The organism is Candidatus Omnitrophota bacterium, from assembly GCA_028716565.1.
Lineage (GTDB): Bacteria > Omnitrophota > Gorgyraeia > Pluralincolimonadales > Pluralincolimonadaceae > Pluralincolimonas.
Genome location: JAQUPL010000001.1, coordinates 14,186 through 30,617, shown reverse-complemented (window position 1 = coordinate 30,617; position 16,432 = coordinate 14,186). Strand labels below are relative to the sequence as shown.

Here is a 16,432-nt window from a genome sequence, read left to right as displayed (position 1 = left end):
GCTATCTTCTCCAGTTGGTTACATCGTCGCCCGCGCCGCTATTGTCCACTTTGTTAGGGCCGTTGGACCAGATATCAATGTAATGATCGAAACCGTGCGCGGCCGCGCCGGTATTAGCGTAATGATAGGCGTTGTTCCAGGGGTCGAGTATAGTGCCGGCGACGGTATTTACTTCATTCGTCTGGAAATTCATGTAAGGCCCGGCCCAATTCGCAGCCTGGGCGGTCGTAAGGCCGGCGGAACTGGTAAGGTTCGAGTACAAATTGCCGGTGGCGGGATATATCCCCGTATCCGCCTGGAACATCCCAAGCGACGTCTCCAGGCCGGCGATCATCGACCTAGCCTTGGCCACCATAGCCTGCTGCTTCGCCTTCTGCGCGGCGCCGGTTATAAGGCCAGCCAATATAAGGATGATCGTCATGACGACTATCAACTCTATTATCGTAAACCCGCCTTTACGTTTTTCCATTTTAACCATTCCCTCCCAATGCGGTTATGAGGTTGAAGAGCGGCATAAACATCGAAACTACTATAAAACCGACGATCAGGCCCATGCCGATAATAAGGAAAGGTTCCAATAACGACATAAGGCCCGTTACCGTGACATCCACCTCTTCATCATAGACGTCCGCGATCTTGAGGAGCATCTGGTCGAGAGCGCCGGTCTCCTCGCCGACAGATATCATGTTGACGGCCATCGCCGGGAACAAGCCGGCCTTTAAAAGCGGCTTGGCCACAGTCTCTCCCTCGCGTACGCTGTCGTGGACATGGACTATCGAGCGCGCCATGACCTCGTTACCGGTCGTATCTTTTGCGACCATAAGCGACTGGAGGATGGGGACGCCGCTCGAAAGCAAAGTGCCCAGAGTCCTCGAGAAACGCGCGATGGCTATCCTGCGGATCAACGGCCCCATTACCGGAAGCTCCAATTTTATCCTGTCGATCACCAGCCTCGTCGCCGCTACCTTGGACAATATCGTATAGGTCACGATGACAAAAATAATGATCCCGAGCCCGACAAACCATCTGTCTTTCATCAAACTGCTGACGAAGAGGAGCACCTTTGTCGGGGTCGGCAGTTCGACGTTCATCTCTTTGAATATCTGCATGAATTTCGGGACTATGAAAGTTATCAGGAAAAATAAGACCGAAAGCGCCAACGTCAGGACAAGGGCGGGATATATAAGGGCGGCCTTTATCCTGCTGTTCAGCTTCTGTGACTTCTCGGCGAATTCAGCCAGGCGCGTCAGGACGACTTCAAGGACGCCGCCGGTCTCGCCGGCCTTGACCGTATTTACATAAAGCGGAGGGAAAGCCTTCGGATATTTCGAGAGCGCTTCGGAAAAAGAACTGCCGCCCTCTACCTGTTCGGCCAGGCCGCGGATGGTCGTTTTCAGGGCCCCTTTCTCCTGGCGCTCAAGGACGTAAAGCGCGCGCACGAGAGGAAGGCCTGACCCGATAAGCGTGGCCAGCTGCCTCGTAAAAACGGTCACCTGCTTCTGGCTGACCCCTCCCAACGAGAGATTCAGTATAGATACTTTATTAGCCGGGGCAGGGCTTTCACGCAGGTCTTTAACCGCGCCGGCGGCGGGCGTTTTCGACTTCTCCTCGCTTACGCTTACCGGATAAAGCCCCTTTTGGCGGAGCTGGGTCACCACCTCATCGTTAGAGTTGACCTCTAGCCTGCCTTTTATCTCTTTCCCGTCCTTGTCGATAGCCACGTAATTGAATATTGCCATAGTTGTAGTTCCTCTCTCGTCTATAATATAAATATACCCTATAAGTTACCGAAAGTCAAAGGATCGCAGTCTGGGCTTCTTTAAGGACCTCCTCGAGCGTAGTGGCGCCGAGGAATACCTTTTCAAGGCCGTCGTTAAGAAGGGTCTTCATGCCGGCCTCTATGGCGGCCTCTTTTATCAATGCGGTATGGGCCTTCTCTATTATCAGTGCCCTGAGCTTGTCGTTAAGGATAAGGAGCTCAAATATGCCGGTCCTTCCTTTATATCCGGAATTATTGCATTTTACGCAGCCGGCTCCCCTGTAGAACTTCTTCCCCTTCGCGACTTCAGGCTTTATCCCCAGGTCGGATAGCATCTCCGGCTCGGGCGTATATTCCTCTTTGCAGAACTGGCATATCTTCCTGACTAGGCGTTGGGCAAGTACAGCCTCGAGCGTCGAGGTCACCAGGAACGGCTCGACGCCCATATCTATAAGCCTGGTTATGGTCCCTGCCGCGTCATTGGTGTGTATGGTCGAGAAGACGAGATGTCCGGTGAGCGAGGCCTGGATGGCTATCTGGGCGGTTTCGGCGTCGCGGATCTCGCCGACCATGATTATATCGGGGTCCTGCCTTAAGATGTGGCGCAGCGATGCCGCGAAGGTGAGGCCGATCTTGGCGTTTATCGGCACCTGTATTACGCCTTTAAGGTCGTACTCGACGGGATCCTCGGTCGTGATGACCTTATATTCTATCTTGTTTATCTCCTTCATACAGCCGTACAAAGTGGTCGTTTTGCCGCAGCCTGTCGGCCCGGTAGCTAGGAGTATCCCGTTGGGCTTGATGATCAGGGCGCGTATCTTCTTCTTTGTATCCTCGAGCATCCCCACATCGTCGATCGAAAGGCTGACAGTAGTCCTGTCGAGCACCCTCATGACGACGCTCTCTCCGAAAATCGTCGGCAATGTCGAGATCCTGAGGTCGACGCTCTTTCCTTCTATCGTGACCATGATGCGCCCGTCCTGGGGAAGCCTTCGTTCGGCTATATCGAGGTTCGCCATGACCTTTATCCTCGACGAAAGTCCGAGGCTCAAGTTCTTCGGGGGCCGCGCCACCTCATAAAGGACGCCGTCTACCCTGTATCTTATCCTGTAATCCGATTCGAACGGCTCAAAATGTATGTCCGAGGCCTTCTCTTTGACTCCCTGCAGTAATATCATGTTCAATAATTTTATGACCGGGGCGCGGGAAGCGAGCTCCTGCAGCGTGGAAATATCCGTCGCTTCTTCTCCGACCGGGAGGAGTTCCATCTTTTCGCCGAATACGCCCAGGACATCCTGTATCGTCTCGCCCTCGGCGCCGTAATATTTCTGTATCTCCTCTTTTATCTCCTCATCACTGGCTACGACGCCCTTGATGTTCATCCCGAGGGTAAACCGCAGGTCGTCGAAGGCAGCCACATTCAGCGGATCGGCGATAGCGACGGTGAGCTGGTTACCGTCGATGGCGACGGGAATGATAGTATATATCTTGGCGACCGAGGCCGGGACCTTGTCGATGACCTCCTTCGGGATCTTCGTACCCTTAAGCCTTGCTACCGAGAAGCCTGAGCGCGCGCCGAGGACCTGGAGGATATCCTCCTCTTTGACCAGCCCCATATCGATCAAGATCCGGCCCAGGAGTTTTCCCGTCAGTTTCTGTTCCTCGAGGGCCTGTTCCAATTGATGGTCATTTATAAGGCCTTTCTCGAGAAGCATCTGGCCTATCTTCTTGAATTTTTCCTGTTTAGACTGTTGATCTTTTTCCGAAGCCATTTTATTCCTCGTAACCGTGCGTTATGCGCACGACCTCAGATATAGTGGTTATGCCCTCCAGCGCTTTCGAGAGGCCGTCCTCGCGCAGGAGTTTCATGCCGTGCTTCCGGGCCGCGTCCCTGATCTCGGGAGAAGGCAGCCTCTTTATGATCATCTCCCTTATTTCGTCGGTATTGATAAGAAGCTCGAAAATGCCTATCCTTCCCCGGTAGCCCGTATAATTGCAGTTCTTGCAGCCGTGCCCGCGCCATAATTTTATCTCGCTTGCTTTCGGATCGTCCTGTTTGTAACCAAGCACATATAATTCCTCTAGGCTCGGTTGATAGTTTTCCCTGCAGTTGTCGCAGATCTTCCTGACGAGGCGCTGGGCCATGACCGCCTGCACCGTAGAGCTCACCAGATACGATTTTACGCCCATATCTATCAGGCGCGTAAAAGCGCCGGCAGCGTCGTTGGTATGGAGCGTGCTGAAGAGGAGATGCCCGGTCAGGGCCGCCTGTATCGCGATAGACGCCGTCTCGAAATCGCGTATCTCGCCGACCATTATGACGTCGGGCGCCTGCCTCAGCATCGTCCTGAGGCCGGAAGCGAAAGTCAGGCCGATCGAAGGCTTGACGTGGACCTGGTTTATCCCTGAGATCTGGTATTCGACCGGGTCCTCGATCGTTATTAATTTTTTGTTCGGCTTATTGATATAGCTAAGCGAGGCGTATAACGTCGTCGTTTTGCCGCTGCCGGTGGGACCGGTTATAAGCAACATCCCGTAAGGGAGATGTATCAGCCTTTCAAACGTGTCCGCGTCCCCATGGAGAAATCCCAATTCCTTAAGGCCCAGCATGAAGCTCGATTTATCGAGGATCCTCATGACCACGCTTTCACCATAAAGAGCAGGGAGCGTGGAAACACGCAGGTCGAGGTCCTTTCCCGCGCCATGGATCCTTATCCTGCCGTCCTGGGGCAACCTCTTCTCCGCTATATTCATACCGGCCATGATCTTCAGGCGGCTTATGATAGACGGCTGCAGCTGCTTGGGCGGGCCCGGCACTTCGTGCAAGACGCCGTCTATCCTGTACCGTATGCGGAATTTATCTTCGAGCGGCTCGACATGGATATCCGAGGCACGGTTCTTTACGGCCTCGGCGATTATCTGCGTGACCAGTTTTATTATCGGGGCTTCCTCTTTCTCCTCTTCCTTGGCGACCTCTCCGGCCGCTCCCTTGAAAGATACCGCTATCTCCGAATCCTTTTTCTGCGCGACCGCATCGAGGATGTTCTTGCTGCCCCCGTAATGTTTTTCTAGCGCGATCGAAAGATTGGTCTCCGAGGTCAGGACAAAATTTAATTTACACCCGGTTAAGTCTTCGAGATTATCCTGCGCGAGGAGATTTATGGGATCATCGGTGGCGACCGTAAGCACGTCGTCCGCGTATTTAATAGGCACCATCCTGTGCCGGTAGGCGATGTTCGGTTTTACCTTCTGGAGCACATCGAATGGTATCTCCATGTCGAAGATCGGGGAACGGGCGAGGGAGAATTCCTGCACGATGAGGTCCCTGAGCTGCTCTATCTTTAAAAAACCTATTCCGGTGAGGATGTCGGAGAGACGGCCGCCTGATTCGACCTGTGACTTAAGGACGTTCTTGACCTGGGATTCTTCCAGGATCCCTATGGACCTGACGTATTCGGCTATGAGCCTGCTCTTATTAAGCAAATCCCCGCTTCTCCCCTTTTATGTTCCTGCGCGCTGCGGCCTCGGCCTCGCGCCTAACGGCCGAAAAAGGAACCTTTTTGAGCCCCGCGATCCTTTTGCAATCTTCGTATTCCGGAGAACAGATATTAAGCGAGTCCTTGTAGAAGCCCGCCTTCACCTTTATATTACCATATTTTGTCTTTACTTCAACTATTTTACGTTCAAGTTTCAGCCGTTCGGCGTTATGCCGCCTGATGCCGAATGTGGACGTCTCTTCGAAGATGATCCCCGAGAGAACCCCGGCCGTCGAGGGCCCGGAGAGGACCGTCAATACGCAGGCGGGCCGCGATTTTTTCATTATCGCAGGCGTGATATAAACATCCAGCGCCCCCGCCTCAAAGAGCCTGTCGATAAGATACCCGTAGACCTGGGTGTTCATATCATCGATGTTGGTCTCCAATACCGTGACGATATCCGCATCGCCGTTTGTCCTTCTCTCGCCTATTATCGCCTTGAGCAGGTTCGGCCGGCCCGGGATCTCGCGGCTTCCGGCGCCGAACCCGGCCCGGAGGACCTTCATTGCCGGTATATCGATCTGTGATCTTGAAAATGTCTTAAGGAGCGCGGCGCCTGTGGGTGTGGCCAATTCAAAAGGCGAGACGGCGACGGAGATATCTATCCCCTGCAACAGGTAAGCGGTCGCCGGAGCGGGATTGGCGACAGTGAGGCGCGAAGAATAAACCTCATCTATTCCCATCTCCTCCAGAGCGACGCAGGCGCCGACTATATCCACGACGGAATCTATATCTCCGACCTCGTGGAAATGCACCTTCCCAACCGGGATCCCGTGGGCCCTGCTCTCCGCTTTCGCGAGATTGGTAAATACCGCGACGGATGTTTCTTTGACCCGGCTTGAGAGGCCTGATGAATTTATCGCCTTCGCGATGCCCTTGAATGTCTTGTCATCAGTATGCTCGTGCCCACGGTGCTTTTTATATATGACGTCGAATTTGACGCCTGATACGCCGGCGCGAGAGACTTTGCGCGCCGCCAATTTATATACGCCTATCTTAATCTTGCGCAGCTGCGAGGCGAGGCGCCTGATATCGAGGCCGCAATCTATGAGCGACCCCAGGAACATATCGCCGCTTATCCCGCTCGGGCAATCAAGGTATAATATTTTTTTGTGATGGGTCATTTATTTATAAGCCCCGCGAAATATCCGGCGCCGAAACCGTTATCGATATTCATCACGCACACACCGGGCGCGCACGAGTTCAGCATCGTTAATAGCGACGACAGCCCGCCGAACGAAGCGCCGTATCCCACCGACGTCGGCACGGCTATGACCGGGCAGGCGACAAGCCCGCCGACTATCGAGGCCAGCGCCCCCTCCATCCCGGCTACGACTATTATGACCTTAGCCTTCTTCAGGAGCGGGATATTGCCGACCACCCTGTGTATGCCCGCGACCCCGACATCGTAAAGCTTCCCAACGCGGTTCCCGAGGAGTTCAAGCGTCAACACCGCCTCCTCGGCGACGGGAATATCCGATGTGCCGGCGGTCACGATAAGCACCTCGCTCTTTTTGAGCCGCGGCCGCTTCCTCGCGTAATATATCATCCTCGCGTCCTCGTTGAACTTCAGGACGGGTATGGAGATACGAAGATACCCGTATAATTCCGGTGAGGCCTTGGTGATAAGGAGCGTATTCCCGCTGGCGATGATACGTTTCGCTATCTCGGCGATATCGCGGTCTTTCTTGCCGGGCGCGAATATGACTTCGGGGAAACCTTTGCGGATGGCGCGGTGGAAATCTATCTTGGCAAAACCCATGTCGTGAAAAGGAAAATGCTCGAACTTCTTGAAAGCCGCCCCCCGGGAGATCCTGCCGTCTTTAAGATGAGAGAGTACTTTTTTTATTGAACGCCTGGAATAATCCATGATGCCTATCTTCTCAGGAGAATGAACGCCACTAAAAGGACGATCAAAATGAACGCGAGGATATAGAAATCGTTAAAATATACGAAATCCCTTATCCTGTCGAATATCGAGTACCCGGCCTTCTTCTCTTCCCTCTGCGCCGGCCTGATGTCGAGTATCGGGACCGACTGGTGCTTCAGTATGCGTATCCTGCTGCGCAAGGCCTCGACTTGGCTCTTCCTGAACCTCAGGTATTCGCCGCCGATCCTGTAAGCGGGGATCTTCCCTTCGGCGACGAAACGCCGCAGTTCCTCCTCGCTCAACTCAAGGATATCCGCGGCGTCATGGAGGCTTATAAGCTTCTCCTGTTCGGCCGGAGCGTTGAATGCCTTATTTAATTCGTTCCGATGCGATCCACTCATCTATCTTGGTTTTATCAAAATGCAGCCTGTCACCTTCCCTTATCGCGGGCAATTTTCCGCTGACCGCCCAATCCCTGACCACCGACGAATCGACCTCGAGGTACCTGGCGACCTCCTCCACTTCCATCAATTCGGCCGCAGCCTGCGACGAGGCCCTTCCTCCGGAGACCATCTGGCAATTGCCGTTCAGGACGGCTCCCTTGCTTATCTCCAGGAGCGGCGTCTTTATGTTCCCGTCGACGCGCGCCGGGGAGATGAGCTTAAGGGATTTTTTCGCGACCACTTCGCCGGTCACCCTGCCCGCAATGGTTATCTCGTCTCCGACTATGTTCGCGCTTACGAATGCCTTCTCTCCGATGGTAAGCGTTCCCTTCGTGTCAAGCGTGCCTTCAAACCTCCCGTTTATCTGCAAATTCACCGGGTCCTTGAAAGACATCGTTCCCTGCATGCTGGCATCGACATCCAATACCTTCTCTTCCGCTTTCCTTCCTTTGCCGAGCATCTTGACACCCCCTCTCGTGCTTTTATGAATCGACCGACGACGACCAACCCGCTCTCTTGACCCCGTCCAGTTCGCGAATCTTGGACAATATCTCGCTATCGAATTCGTTGGTCAAAAGCTTGACATTGATCTTTATGATGAGGTCCTCGGAAGACGAGGATCTTTTCACGTCGAAATCTTTTATCTCCGCGTCATACTCGGAAAGGACCGACCGTATCTCCTGGAGCTGAGAGGCGCCGGCCTTTGTGTCTATCTCGAGGAACTTATACCAATCCCTCCTTATCATTACCCTCTCCAGCCTGTTAAGGAAGAAGAGGGCCACTAACGCCAGGATCGTCGTAACGGTAGCCGCTATAAATAAGCCCGCGCCGACCGCGAGGCCGAGGCCCGCGACGGTCCAGAGGCTTGCCGCGGTCGTAAGGCCGCGGACCGAGGCCTTAAACCTTATTATCGTGCCGGCTCCGAGAAAACCTATACCGCTAACGACCTGCGCCGCGATGCGGGCAGGGTCGGGGGTCGCCACTCCCCTGTATATATCAAATATATGCATCGAAGTAAGCATTATGAGGGTCGAGCCGATACCTACGAGGATATGTGTCCTCAGGCCGGCCAGCCTCCCGTGGACCTCGCGCTCGTATCCTATAAACCCGCTTAATATCGCGGCCAGGCACAGCCTGATTATCATATCATATTCGCTAAGTCCCATCGCTCTCTCCTTCTAGCTAGATCCCGAGATCCGGTTCAGCGGTCAGGGATAGTCCCGACCTCTTCCCGTTCTTGAATAAAAGGTAACCCGTTGAGGCGATCATCGCGCCATTATCGAGCGAAAGCCGCATCGGCGGGAATATGACTTCTATCCCGTTCCTTTCGCCGGCGCCGGTAAGTTTGTCCCTTAATATCCTGTTGGCGCTCACACCTCCGCCTACGACCAGGCAGCCTATCTTTTTTTCCGCGCAGGCCGATACGGCTTTTTCGACGATCGCTCCGACAGCGGCCTTCTGGAAACTCGCCGCGATATCCGCTTTCATTGCAGCGGTAAGCTTCCGGCCCTTCACATGATATAATACCGCAGTTTTCATCCCGCTGAAACTAAAATCGTATGAATCATCGCCCATATATGGGTAAGTAAACCTGACTGCGTCCGGGTCGCCGCGGAGCGCCGCCTTTTCGATCGCCGGCCCGCCCGGATAACCAAGCCCTAGTATCTTTGCGACCTTGTCGAACGCCTCGCCCACCGCGTCGTCCCTCGTCTGGCCGAGCAACCTGAATTTTCCTATATCTTCGCAAAGGACGAGGCTGGTATGGCCTCCGGAAACGACAAGGCCCATGATCGGGAATTTGACCTTGGTGCGGCCGATGAGCCCTGAGTAGATATGCGCCCAGAGATGGTTTACGCCTACGACCGGTATACCGAGGGAATAACTGAGGGATTTTGCGAACGATATCCCGACAAGGAGCGCGCCGACCAGTCCCGGCCCCTGTGTCACCGCGACGAGATCGATATCTTTCAACGTTTTGCCGGCCGATCTGAGCGAATCCTTCACCACATAATCGATGACTTCCAGATGGTAGCGCGTGGCTATCTCCGGTACTACACCGCCGTATCTCTTATGGAATTCGAGAGAAGAAGCTACCGCGTCGGAGAGCACTCTGTTGCCGTCCTTTACCACGCCGGCACCCGTCTCATCGCAAGATGTCTCGATGCCGAGGACAAGCATTATCCTTACCTCGCCAAATTCGATACGTATACCATCTCTATGCCCTTGCTCGCGATGACCGGTATCATCTCTTTCAGAACGGCTATGGTGTTAGGGCGGTCGTGCCCGATCGCTACCGCGGCGCCGCTCTTTATCGCGAGGGCCATCGCCTTTTCGACCTGCTTTTTTATATAGGCGGGATCGCTCTCGTTATCGAGGAATACCGACCTCTTGACGAACCTCACGCCAGTCTCTTTCGCGACCCGCTCGCAAGCGGAATAGTTCGTAACGAGGCTGTCGAGGAAGAACATGTTATTCTTTTTAAGTTCGCCGAACACTACCCTCATGAACTTACGGTCCTCGGTAGCCTTGGATCCCTCGTGATTATTGACCCCGTCCGCGCCGGGGACTGTCTGCAGCGCCTTGGAAAACCCGGCCTGTATCTCTTTTTCGCTCATGTCGGTGCGAAGCGTCATCAGCTCAAGCCTCATCTTGGCCTTAGGTTCCATGGGCATGTGCAGGATCACCTCGAAGCCGCGCTCTTTCGCTTTTTGCGCGATGAGCGTAGAATACGGCAGGTCGGGCAGGACCGAAACCGTCAGAGGCATGTCCAATTGCAGAAGAGTGTCGAGATTTTTCGTGTTGTATCCCCAGTCGTCCAGCACTATAGCCAGCTTCGGACGCGGAGTTACCGGGGACGGTTTTACTCCAGGGGGCGCAGGGATGACCGGGGGTTTCGGAGCCGGCGGCGCCGGGATGGCCGGAACCCTGTGGATAAGCGTCAGGCGGAATACGGGGTTGCTCGACGGGCGTTCCGCGATCAGGAAAGACGCCTCTTCCCTTAATTCTTTCTTGGCCCCCGCCGGGGCCCTGCTCCCTCCGGGGACTGCGGCCTTTACCGCGCTCTCTTTTACCGTCCTCGAGACCGGCAATAATTTAAACCCGGCCTTGTCGAGTGACTTACCGAGACGCCTTTCGAAATCATCGAAGGAGAAAGAATCCGGGACCCAGTATCTCTTTTCGAGGTAGACATGTTTTACTTTGCCGACCATGTCCTTGTTGGAGACCTTCCCGGCGGCGAGTTCGGCATTCAGGATGCGCTCGATAGTCCTGTCGTGAAACAGGTCCCTGGCCGCATTGAACAGGAAAGCAGCGCATATAACCGCCGCTATGACAACTATAATATTGCGGATGTTTATCCTGCTCATTTTTTAACAACGGAGGACTTGTATATCCTCATCGTCTTTATCGCGTCCACTGCGGTCTGGAGCTGGTTGTCATATACCTCTTTCTTCTCCGAAGGCTTCCCGGGCTTTTCCTCAAGTTTCTCGAAGACCTCGGCGGGATCCTCCTTAGGAGCGGCCTCCTTCTTGACCGGCTTGAATTCCACTACTATATCGGGTATGATGCCCTGTCCGTGGATGGAACGGCCGTTAGGTGTATAATATTTGCTCGTGGTAAGCCGTATAGCCGAGCCGTCGGAAAGCGGTATAACGGTCTGGACCGATCCCTTTCCGAAAGTCTTCATCCCCACCAATACGGCGCGCCTGTGGTCCTGTAAAGCCCCGGCGACTATCTCCGAGCCGGAGGCGGAACCCTGATCGACAAGGACCACCATCGGGTAATCGGTCCTTGGTTTCTTATTTTTGGCGCGGAATTCCATCTCCTGCTTGTCATTGCGGCCTTTGGTATATACTATCATCTCTCCGGCAGGGAGGAATTTGCCCGAGACCTCGGCGGCGACATTTAAAAGCCCGCCCGGGTCGTTCCTCAGGTCAAGGATAAGGCTGTCCATTCCCTGTTTCTCGAGTTCGACCAGCGCGTCCTCGAGGTCCCTGGCCGAACGCTCCTGGAATATGCTGAGCTTGATGTATCCTATCTTATCTTCCAATATCCTCGGGTTCTTTATCGACTTCACCTTGATGGTATCCCTTGTTATCGAGAAATCGAGGACCTTGCTCTCGCTCTCGCGCAGGACCGTTATCGTGACTGGCGTCCCCGGTTTCCCGCGGAGCTTTTTCACTGCCTCGACCAGGGTGATGCCGCGCGTTATGTCTTTATCTATCTTCACTATCCTGTCGCCGGCCTTTACGCCCGCCTTGAAAGCCGGGGTATCGTCTATCGGCGCGATGACCGTAAGCAGGTCATCCTTGATGGCTATCTCGATGCCTATCCCGCCGAATTCCCCCTCGGTCTCGACCTTCATCTCTGCATAAGACTCCGGGTCCATAAATTCGCTGAATTTGTCGAGTGACTGGACCATTCCCTTGAGCGCCCCGTATATCAGGGTCTTCGTCTTGACGTCATCGACATATTCGGAGCGGACGATAGAAAGTGTGTCGGAGAAAAGCTCGAGTTGTTTATAAATGTCCTCTTCCTTCTCGGGCGCGGCCTTGACCGCCGGGGCGGTCTGGCTCTTTCCCGCCACAGGCGCGGCCTTTTGCGGCGCCTGTTCCCTGGCGGTATCCGTCGACGCCTCGGAAAGTAGGGTCGAAAGCGTTAAAAATACCGCCAAAAGCCAGACTGCAAACTTGATCTTACGCATCCTATTCTCCTTTTACCCTCTTCTCCCAATAAGATTAGGGTTGTTATTGTTTTTTAGAAAGTTTATCCCTTAATATCTTGTTCACGACCGCGGGATTGGCCTTCCCCTTGGTCTTCTTCATCACCTGCCCGACGAGGAACATGAGCGCGTTATCCTTGCCGTTCAGGAAATCTTCCGCGGTCTTCGCGTTCTCCGCTATCGCCTCTTCGGCGAACTTCTCGAGCTCTCCGGTGTCGGAGATCTGGGCGAGTCCCTTCTCCGAAATTATGGCGGACGCGTCCTTACCGGTATCGAGCATCTCGATTACGATGTCTTTCGCCATCTTGCCGCTTATCTTTCCCGAATCGACTTCTTTCAAAAGGCCGGCAAGCGCCTGCGGCTTAAGTTTCGAACCCCTGACAGATAAATTCTTGGCGTTCAGGTATCCCGAGACGTCGCCCATCAGCCAGTTCGAGACGATCTTCGGCTTATTATAAAATTTAACGCATTCCTCGAAATAATCGGCGGTATCTTTATCCTGGGTCAGGACCTCCGCGTCATATTCGGTCAGGCTTAACGCGGCGATGAACCTCGCCTTCCTCGCTTCGGGCAGTTCCGGGAGATCTTTTCTTTCATTTTCCACCATCGCCGCCTCGAGCGCGAAAGGGACAAGGTCCGGCTCGGGGAAATACCTGTAATCGTGCGCTTCCTCTTTCGAGCGCATCGATACGGTTATCCCTTTATCCGGGTCCCAGAGGCGCGTCTCCTGGATTATCCTTTCGCCGGCCTCCAGGCATTTGGATTGCCTTTCGAATTCAAACTCGAGAGCGGATTTCACGGCCTTGAACGAATTCATGTTCTTTACCTCGGCCTTGGTGCCGAGCCCGGTCCCGCCTTTTTTCCTGATCGATATGTTGGCGTCGCAGCGCAGGCTGCCCTTCTCCATGTCGCAGTCCGATACCCCAAGGTAACGCAGGAGCAGCTTCAGGTCGGTCAGGTACATGTACGCTTCTTCCGGGGAATTTATATCCGGCTCGCTCACTATCTCGAGGAGCGGCATCCCGGAGCGGTTGAAATCGACAAAACTTGAATCGCCGCCCTCTTCATGGATGAGCTTTCCCGCGTCCTCTTCCATATGCACCCTTTTTATCTTTATTGTCTTCTCCCCGCCGTTGATCTTTATATTTAATCGACCGTTCTCCGAAAGCGGCTCGTCGTATTGCGATATCTGGTAATCCTTCGGCAGGTCCGGGTAGAAATAGTTCTTCCTGTGGAATTTCACCTTGTCCGATACTTTGCAGCCGACGGCAAGGGCGACCCTTATCGCCTCGACCAGCGCGCGGCGGTTCAATACCGGCAGGACCCCGGGAAAACCAAGGCAGACAGGGCAAGTATGGGTGTTCGGCGCGCCGCCGAACTCAGTCGTGCAGCCGCAGAACATCTTTGATACGGTCTTAAGCTGGACGTGGACCTCAAGTCCTATGACGGGTTCGTACGCCATTTAAAGTTTAGGGCTCCTCTTGTGCCAGTCGGTATTGCTCTCGTAAGCGTAGGCCGCGTTGAATATCTTCCCTTCCTCGAAGAAATTCCCGATGAGCTGCATCCCTATCGGCAGGCCGCTCTTCGTGAATCCGCACGGCATGGATAACGCCGGGACGCCGGCGAGGTTTACCGATATCGTAAATATGTCCGAGAGGTACATCGAAAGCGGGTCCGCGGACCTTTCCCCTACCTTGAACGCCGGCGTCGGTGAAGTCGGCGTCAATATGCAGTCGCAGCCGCTCTTGAAGACCTGCTCAAAATCGTTCTTTATAAGCATGCGGACTTTTTGCGCCTTGAGATAATAAGCGTCATAATATCCGCTCGACAGGACGTATGTGCCGAGTATTATCCTCCTCTTAGCTTCCGCGCCGAAACCTTCACCCCGCGTCCTCTCATACATATCAAGGAGGTTTGCGGGATCCTCGCAGCGATAACCGTATTGCACCCCGTCAAAACGCGCGAGATTGGACGATGCCTCCGCGGTCGCGAGTATATAATATACCGCTACGGCATATTCGGTATGCGGCAGGGATACGTCGACGATCTGCGCGCCTTTGCCTTTAAGGAGGGCTATCGCTTCCCTGACCGAGGCCTCGACCTCTTTATCCATCCCTTCCACGAAATATTCTTTAGGTATGCCTATCTTCACGCCTTTTACGTCATTTTTGAGATAAGACGCATAATCAGGGACGGGAACATTTACCGATGTTGAATCTTTTTCGTCGAAACCGGCTATTACGCCCAACAACAGCGCCGCGTCTTTGATATCCTTCGTAAGAGGGCCGATCTGGTCGAGGCTTGAGGCGAACGCGATAAGGCCGTATCGCGATACCCTTCCGTATGTCGGTTTCATCCCGACGACGCCGCATAAAGAAGCGGGCTGCCTTATCGAGCCGCCGGTATCCGAACCTATCGCCATTACCGCCTCGTCGGCCGATACGACCGCCGCCGATCCGCCGCTTGAGCCGCCGGGTATCCTCGCGGTATCCCACGGGTTCAATGTCGGGAAATACGAGGAGTTCTCGCAGGAAGAACCGAACGCGAATTCGTCCATATTCGTTTTGCCGAAGATCACCGCGCCTTCGGACTTTAATTTCTCGATGACAGTCGCGTTATACGGGGGCTTGAAACCGCGGAGTATCTTCGAGGCGCAGGTAGTAAGCTCGCCCTCGACGCAGATATTGTCTTTGACGGCGACCGGGATACCTTTCAATTTTCCGGAAGACGGAAGGCTCTTCGCCCGGCTTAAGGCCTTCTCCCTGTCGAGATTGAGGTAGCCTTTTATCTTCTTGTCGACGGACTGCGCGCGGGAATATACCGATTCGATTATCTCTTCGGGCTTTATAGTCTTCTTATCCAGCAGGCCCAGGAGTTCGCCTGCCGTGAGGGAATAAAGATTATCCATATGCGCGAATTATTCTTCTATTATCCTCGGGACCTTGAAGAAATCACCTTTCTTCTGGGGGGCGTTCGCAAGCACTTTTTCGGGCGGAAGCGACGGTTTCACCTCGTCAGCCCTAAAGCTGTTCGAAGCTTCGTGCGGGTGGCTCATCGGCGGGGTTTCCTTCTGTATGTCAAGCTTCTTGTTCAGCTTGTCGACATAACCGAGTATCCCGTCCAGCTGGCGCGAGAATAAACCGACCTCTTCATCGGTCAATTTTATCCTCGCCAACCGCGCGACATATCTTACCTTCTCTTCCATTTCACTCATCTTAACTTGCTAAGTTATCACAACTTACACAAAATGTCAACCGGTGGGTTAGAGGGCGTTGGAGATGCGGGCGAATTCCTCGAGGGAGAGCCTCTCGGCCCTGATATTCGGGTCGATGCCGATCTTTTTAAGAAGCTCCGCCAGGCCGGCCTTATCGAGTTTTATCTCATCACTAGAAAACAGGGAATTGAGCAGGGTCTTCCTTCGCTGGCCGAACCCGGCCCTCACTACGGCGAAGAATTTCTCGGTATCGTTGGCCTGGACCGACGGCTTCTGGAGTATCGAGAGCTCGACGAACGATGAATCGACCTCGGGCTCGGGATAGAACGCGCGCCTATTTATGTCCAGTAATATAAAAGGTTTCGTATAGTACTGCACGAATACCGACAACGAGCCGTAATCCTTTCCTCCCGGCTTCGCGCATATCCTCTCGGCGACTTCCTTCTGTATGGTTATGAATATCGTCTCGAAATTATTCCTATTCACGAGCAATTTTTCGATCACAGGCGTAGTGATATAGTACGGGAGGTTCCCGATCACCTTGACCTTGTAAGGCGATTCGGCGAGGGCACGCTCGAGGTCGAGTTCCAGGAAATCTTCACAGGCGATATTTACGTTGGTGAACTCTTTCAGTATATCGCCAAGCGCCACGCAGGTGTTCCTGTCCTTTTCTATCGCGAGGACGTGTTTTACTTCGCGGGTAAGGCGTTCGGTGAGCGCGCCCAATCCGGCGCCTATCTCCATCACCCAGTCCGTCTCGCTGAATTTGGCGTCTTCTATTATGTCTTCGATAACATCGCTGTCAACCAGGTAATTCTGGCCGAGATATTTCTTGGGCACGATCCCGTATTTTTTTAAAACGGATTTTAATTCGGGGGTGTTGAACAAGT

Annotated in this window: 16 protein-coding genes; all 16 read right to left on the bottom strand. The window is 53.9% G+C overall.

Going from position 1 to position 16,432, the window contains the following annotated elements:
- Nucleotide 1: 1 nt before the first annotated feature.
- The 16 genes from PHO67_00160 to rsmA are packed head-to-tail and all read right to left on the bottom strand — an operon-like array spanning nt 2 to nt 16,430.
- A complete protein-coding gene (locus tag PHO67_00160) occupies nt 2–469 on the bottom strand; it encodes a type II secretion system protein GspG (GenBank protein MDD5545565.1) in 468 nt (155 codons plus the stop codon).
- Between the two features lies 1 nt (nt 470).
- Nucleotides 471–1,739 (bottom strand): type II secretion system F family protein, encoded by a 1,269-nt coding sequence (locus PHO67_00155; GenBank protein ID MDD5545564.1) that lies wholly within the window; start codon nt 1,737–1,739, stop codon nt 471–473.
- 55 nt (nt 1,740–1,794) lie between these two features.
- Nucleotides 1,795–3,531: a type II secretion system ATPase GspE gene (gspE, locus tag PHO67_00150; protein ID MDD5545563.1), complete on the bottom strand. Its 1,737-nt coding sequence runs from the start codon at nt 3,529–3,531 to the stop codon at nt 1,795–1,797.
- Between the two features lies 1 nt (nt 3,532).
- A complete protein-coding gene (locus PHO67_00145; GenBank protein ID MDD5545562.1) occupies nt 3,533–5,242 on the bottom strand; it encodes an ATPase, T2SS/T4P/T4SS family in 1,710 nt (569 codons plus the stop codon).
- Complete coding sequence (gene larC, locus PHO67_00140; GenBank protein MDD5545561.1) at nt 5,235–6,419, bottom strand: nickel pincer cofactor biosynthesis protein LarC; 1,185 nt, start codon at nt 6,417–6,419, stop codon at nt 5,235–5,237. The genes PHO67_00145 and larC overlap by 8 nt, the downstream gene beginning before the upstream one ends.
- The gene (larB, locus tag PHO67_00135; protein ID MDD5545560.1) at nt 6,416–7,165 is read right to left on the bottom strand and encodes a nickel pincer cofactor biosynthesis protein LarB; all 750 of its coding nucleotides are present in this window, start codon (nt 7,163–7,165) and stop codon (nt 6,416–6,418) included. The genes larC and larB overlap by 4 nt, the downstream gene beginning before the upstream one ends.
- Nucleotides 7,166–7,170: 5 nt before the next feature.
- Complete coding sequence (locus PHO67_00130; GenBank protein ID MDD5545559.1) at nt 7,171–7,566, bottom strand: helix-turn-helix domain-containing protein; 396 nt, start codon at nt 7,564–7,566, stop codon at nt 7,171–7,173.
- Nucleotides 7,535–8,068: a polymer-forming cytoskeletal protein gene (locus tag PHO67_00125; GenBank protein MDD5545558.1), complete on the bottom strand. Its 534-nt coding sequence runs from the start codon at nt 8,066–8,068 to the stop codon at nt 7,535–7,537. The genes PHO67_00130 and PHO67_00125 overlap by 32 nt, the downstream gene beginning before the upstream one ends.
- A gap of 22 nt (nt 8,069–8,090) precedes the next feature.
- Nucleotides 8,091–8,774, bottom strand: a complete 684-nt coding sequence (locus PHO67_00120) for an MgtC/SapB family protein (protein ID MDD5545557.1) — start codon at nt 8,772–8,774, stop codon at nt 8,091–8,093.
- Nucleotides 8,775–8,790: 16 nt separating this feature from the next.
- Nucleotides 8,791–9,786: a tRNA (adenosine(37)-N6)-threonylcarbamoyltransferase complex transferase subunit TsaD gene (gene tsaD / locus PHO67_00115; GenBank protein MDD5545556.1), complete on the bottom strand. Its 996-nt coding sequence runs from the start codon at nt 9,784–9,786 to the stop codon at nt 8,791–8,793.
- Nucleotides 9,787–9,791: 5 nt separating this feature from the next.
- Nucleotides 9,792–10,973, bottom strand: coding sequence for a divergent polysaccharide deacetylase family protein (locus PHO67_00110; protein MDD5545555.1), 1,182 nt, complete (start codon nt 10,971–10,973; stop codon nt 9,792–9,794).
- Nucleotides 10,970–12,310 carry a S41 family peptidase gene (locus PHO67_00105; GenBank protein MDD5545554.1) on the bottom strand — a complete coding sequence of 447 codons (1,341 nt, stop codon included), beginning with the start codon at nt 12,308–12,310 and terminating at the stop codon, nt 10,970–10,972. Before PHO67_00105 ends, PHO67_00110 begins: the two co-directional genes overlap by 4 nt.
- A 43-nt stretch (nt 12,311–12,353) precedes the next feature.
- Complete coding sequence (gene gatB, locus PHO67_00100; protein MDD5545553.1) at nt 12,354–13,790, bottom strand: Asp-tRNA(Asn)/Glu-tRNA(Gln) amidotransferase subunit GatB; 1,437 nt, start codon at nt 13,788–13,790, stop codon at nt 12,354–12,356.
- Nucleotides 13,791–15,236, bottom strand: a complete 1,446-nt coding sequence (gene gatA / locus PHO67_00095; protein MDD5545552.1) for an Asp-tRNA(Asn)/Glu-tRNA(Gln) amidotransferase subunit GatA — start codon at nt 15,234–15,236, stop codon at nt 13,791–13,793.
- Between the two features lie 9 nt (nt 15,237–15,245).
- A complete protein-coding gene (gene gatC, locus PHO67_00090) occupies nt 15,246–15,542 on the bottom strand; it encodes an Asp-tRNA(Asn)/Glu-tRNA(Gln) amidotransferase subunit GatC (protein MDD5545551.1) in 297 nt (98 codons plus the stop codon).
- Between the two features lie 48 nt (nt 15,543–15,590).
- Nucleotides 15,591–16,430 carry a 16S rRNA (adenine(1518)-N(6)/adenine(1519)-N(6))-dimethyltransferase RsmA gene (gene rsmA, locus PHO67_00085; GenBank protein MDD5545550.1) on the bottom strand — a complete coding sequence of 280 codons (840 nt, stop codon included), beginning with the start codon at nt 16,428–16,430 and terminating at the stop codon, nt 15,591–15,593.
- Between the last annotated feature and the right edge of the window lie 2 nt (nt 16,431–16,432).

Bases quoted from the DNA above. Each gene is read 5' to 3' on its own strand.
- PHO67_00160 (MDD5545565.1), bottom strand. From the start codon at position 469: ATGGAAAAACGTAAAGGCGGGTTTACGATAATAGAGTTGATAGTCGTC.
- PHO67_00155 (MDD5545564.1), bottom strand. From the start codon at position 1,739: ATGGCAATATTCAATTACGTGGCTATCGACAAGGACGGGAAAGAGATA.
- gspE (MDD5545563.1), bottom strand. From the start codon at position 3,531: ATGGCTTCGGAAAAAGATCAACAGTCTAAACAGGAAAAATTCAAGAAG.
- larC (MDD5545561.1), bottom strand. From the start codon at position 6,419: ATGACCCATCACAAAAAAATATTATACCTTGATTGCCCGAGCGGGATA.
- larB (MDD5545560.1), bottom strand. From the start codon at position 7,165: ATGGATTATTCCAGGCGTTCAATAAAAAAAGTACTCTCTCATCTTAAA.
- PHO67_00130 (MDD5545559.1), bottom strand. From the start codon at position 7,566: ATGAGTGGATCGCATCGGAACGAATTAAATAAGGCATTCAACGCTCCG.
- PHO67_00125 (MDD5545558.1), bottom strand. From the start codon at position 8,068: ATGCTCGGCAAAGGAAGGAAAGCGGAAGAGAAGGTATTGGATGTCGAT.
- PHO67_00120 (MDD5545557.1), bottom strand. From the start codon at position 8,774: ATGGGACTTAGCGAATATGATATGATAATCAGGCTGTGCCTGGCCGCG.
- tsaD (MDD5545556.1), bottom strand. From the start codon at position 9,786: ATGCTTGTCCTCGGCATCGAGACATCTTGCGATGAGACGGGTGCCGGC.
- PHO67_00110 (MDD5545555.1), bottom strand. From the start codon at position 10,973: ATGAGCAGGATAAACATCCGCAATATTATAGTTGTCATAGCGGCGGTT.
- PHO67_00105 (MDD5545554.1), bottom strand. From the start codon at position 12,310: ATGCGTAAGATCAAGTTTGCAGTCTGGCTTTTGGCGGTATTTTTAACG.
- gatB (MDD5545553.1), bottom strand. From the start codon at position 13,790: ATGGCGTACGAACCCGTCATAGGACTTGAGGTCCACGTCCAGCTTAAG.
- gatA (MDD5545552.1), bottom strand. From the start codon at position 15,236: ATGGATAATCTTTATTCCCTCACGGCAGGCGAACTCCTGGGCCTGCTG.
- gatC (MDD5545551.1), bottom strand. From the start codon at position 15,542: ATGAGTGAAATGGAAGAGAAGGTAAGATATGTCGCGCGGTTGGCGAGG.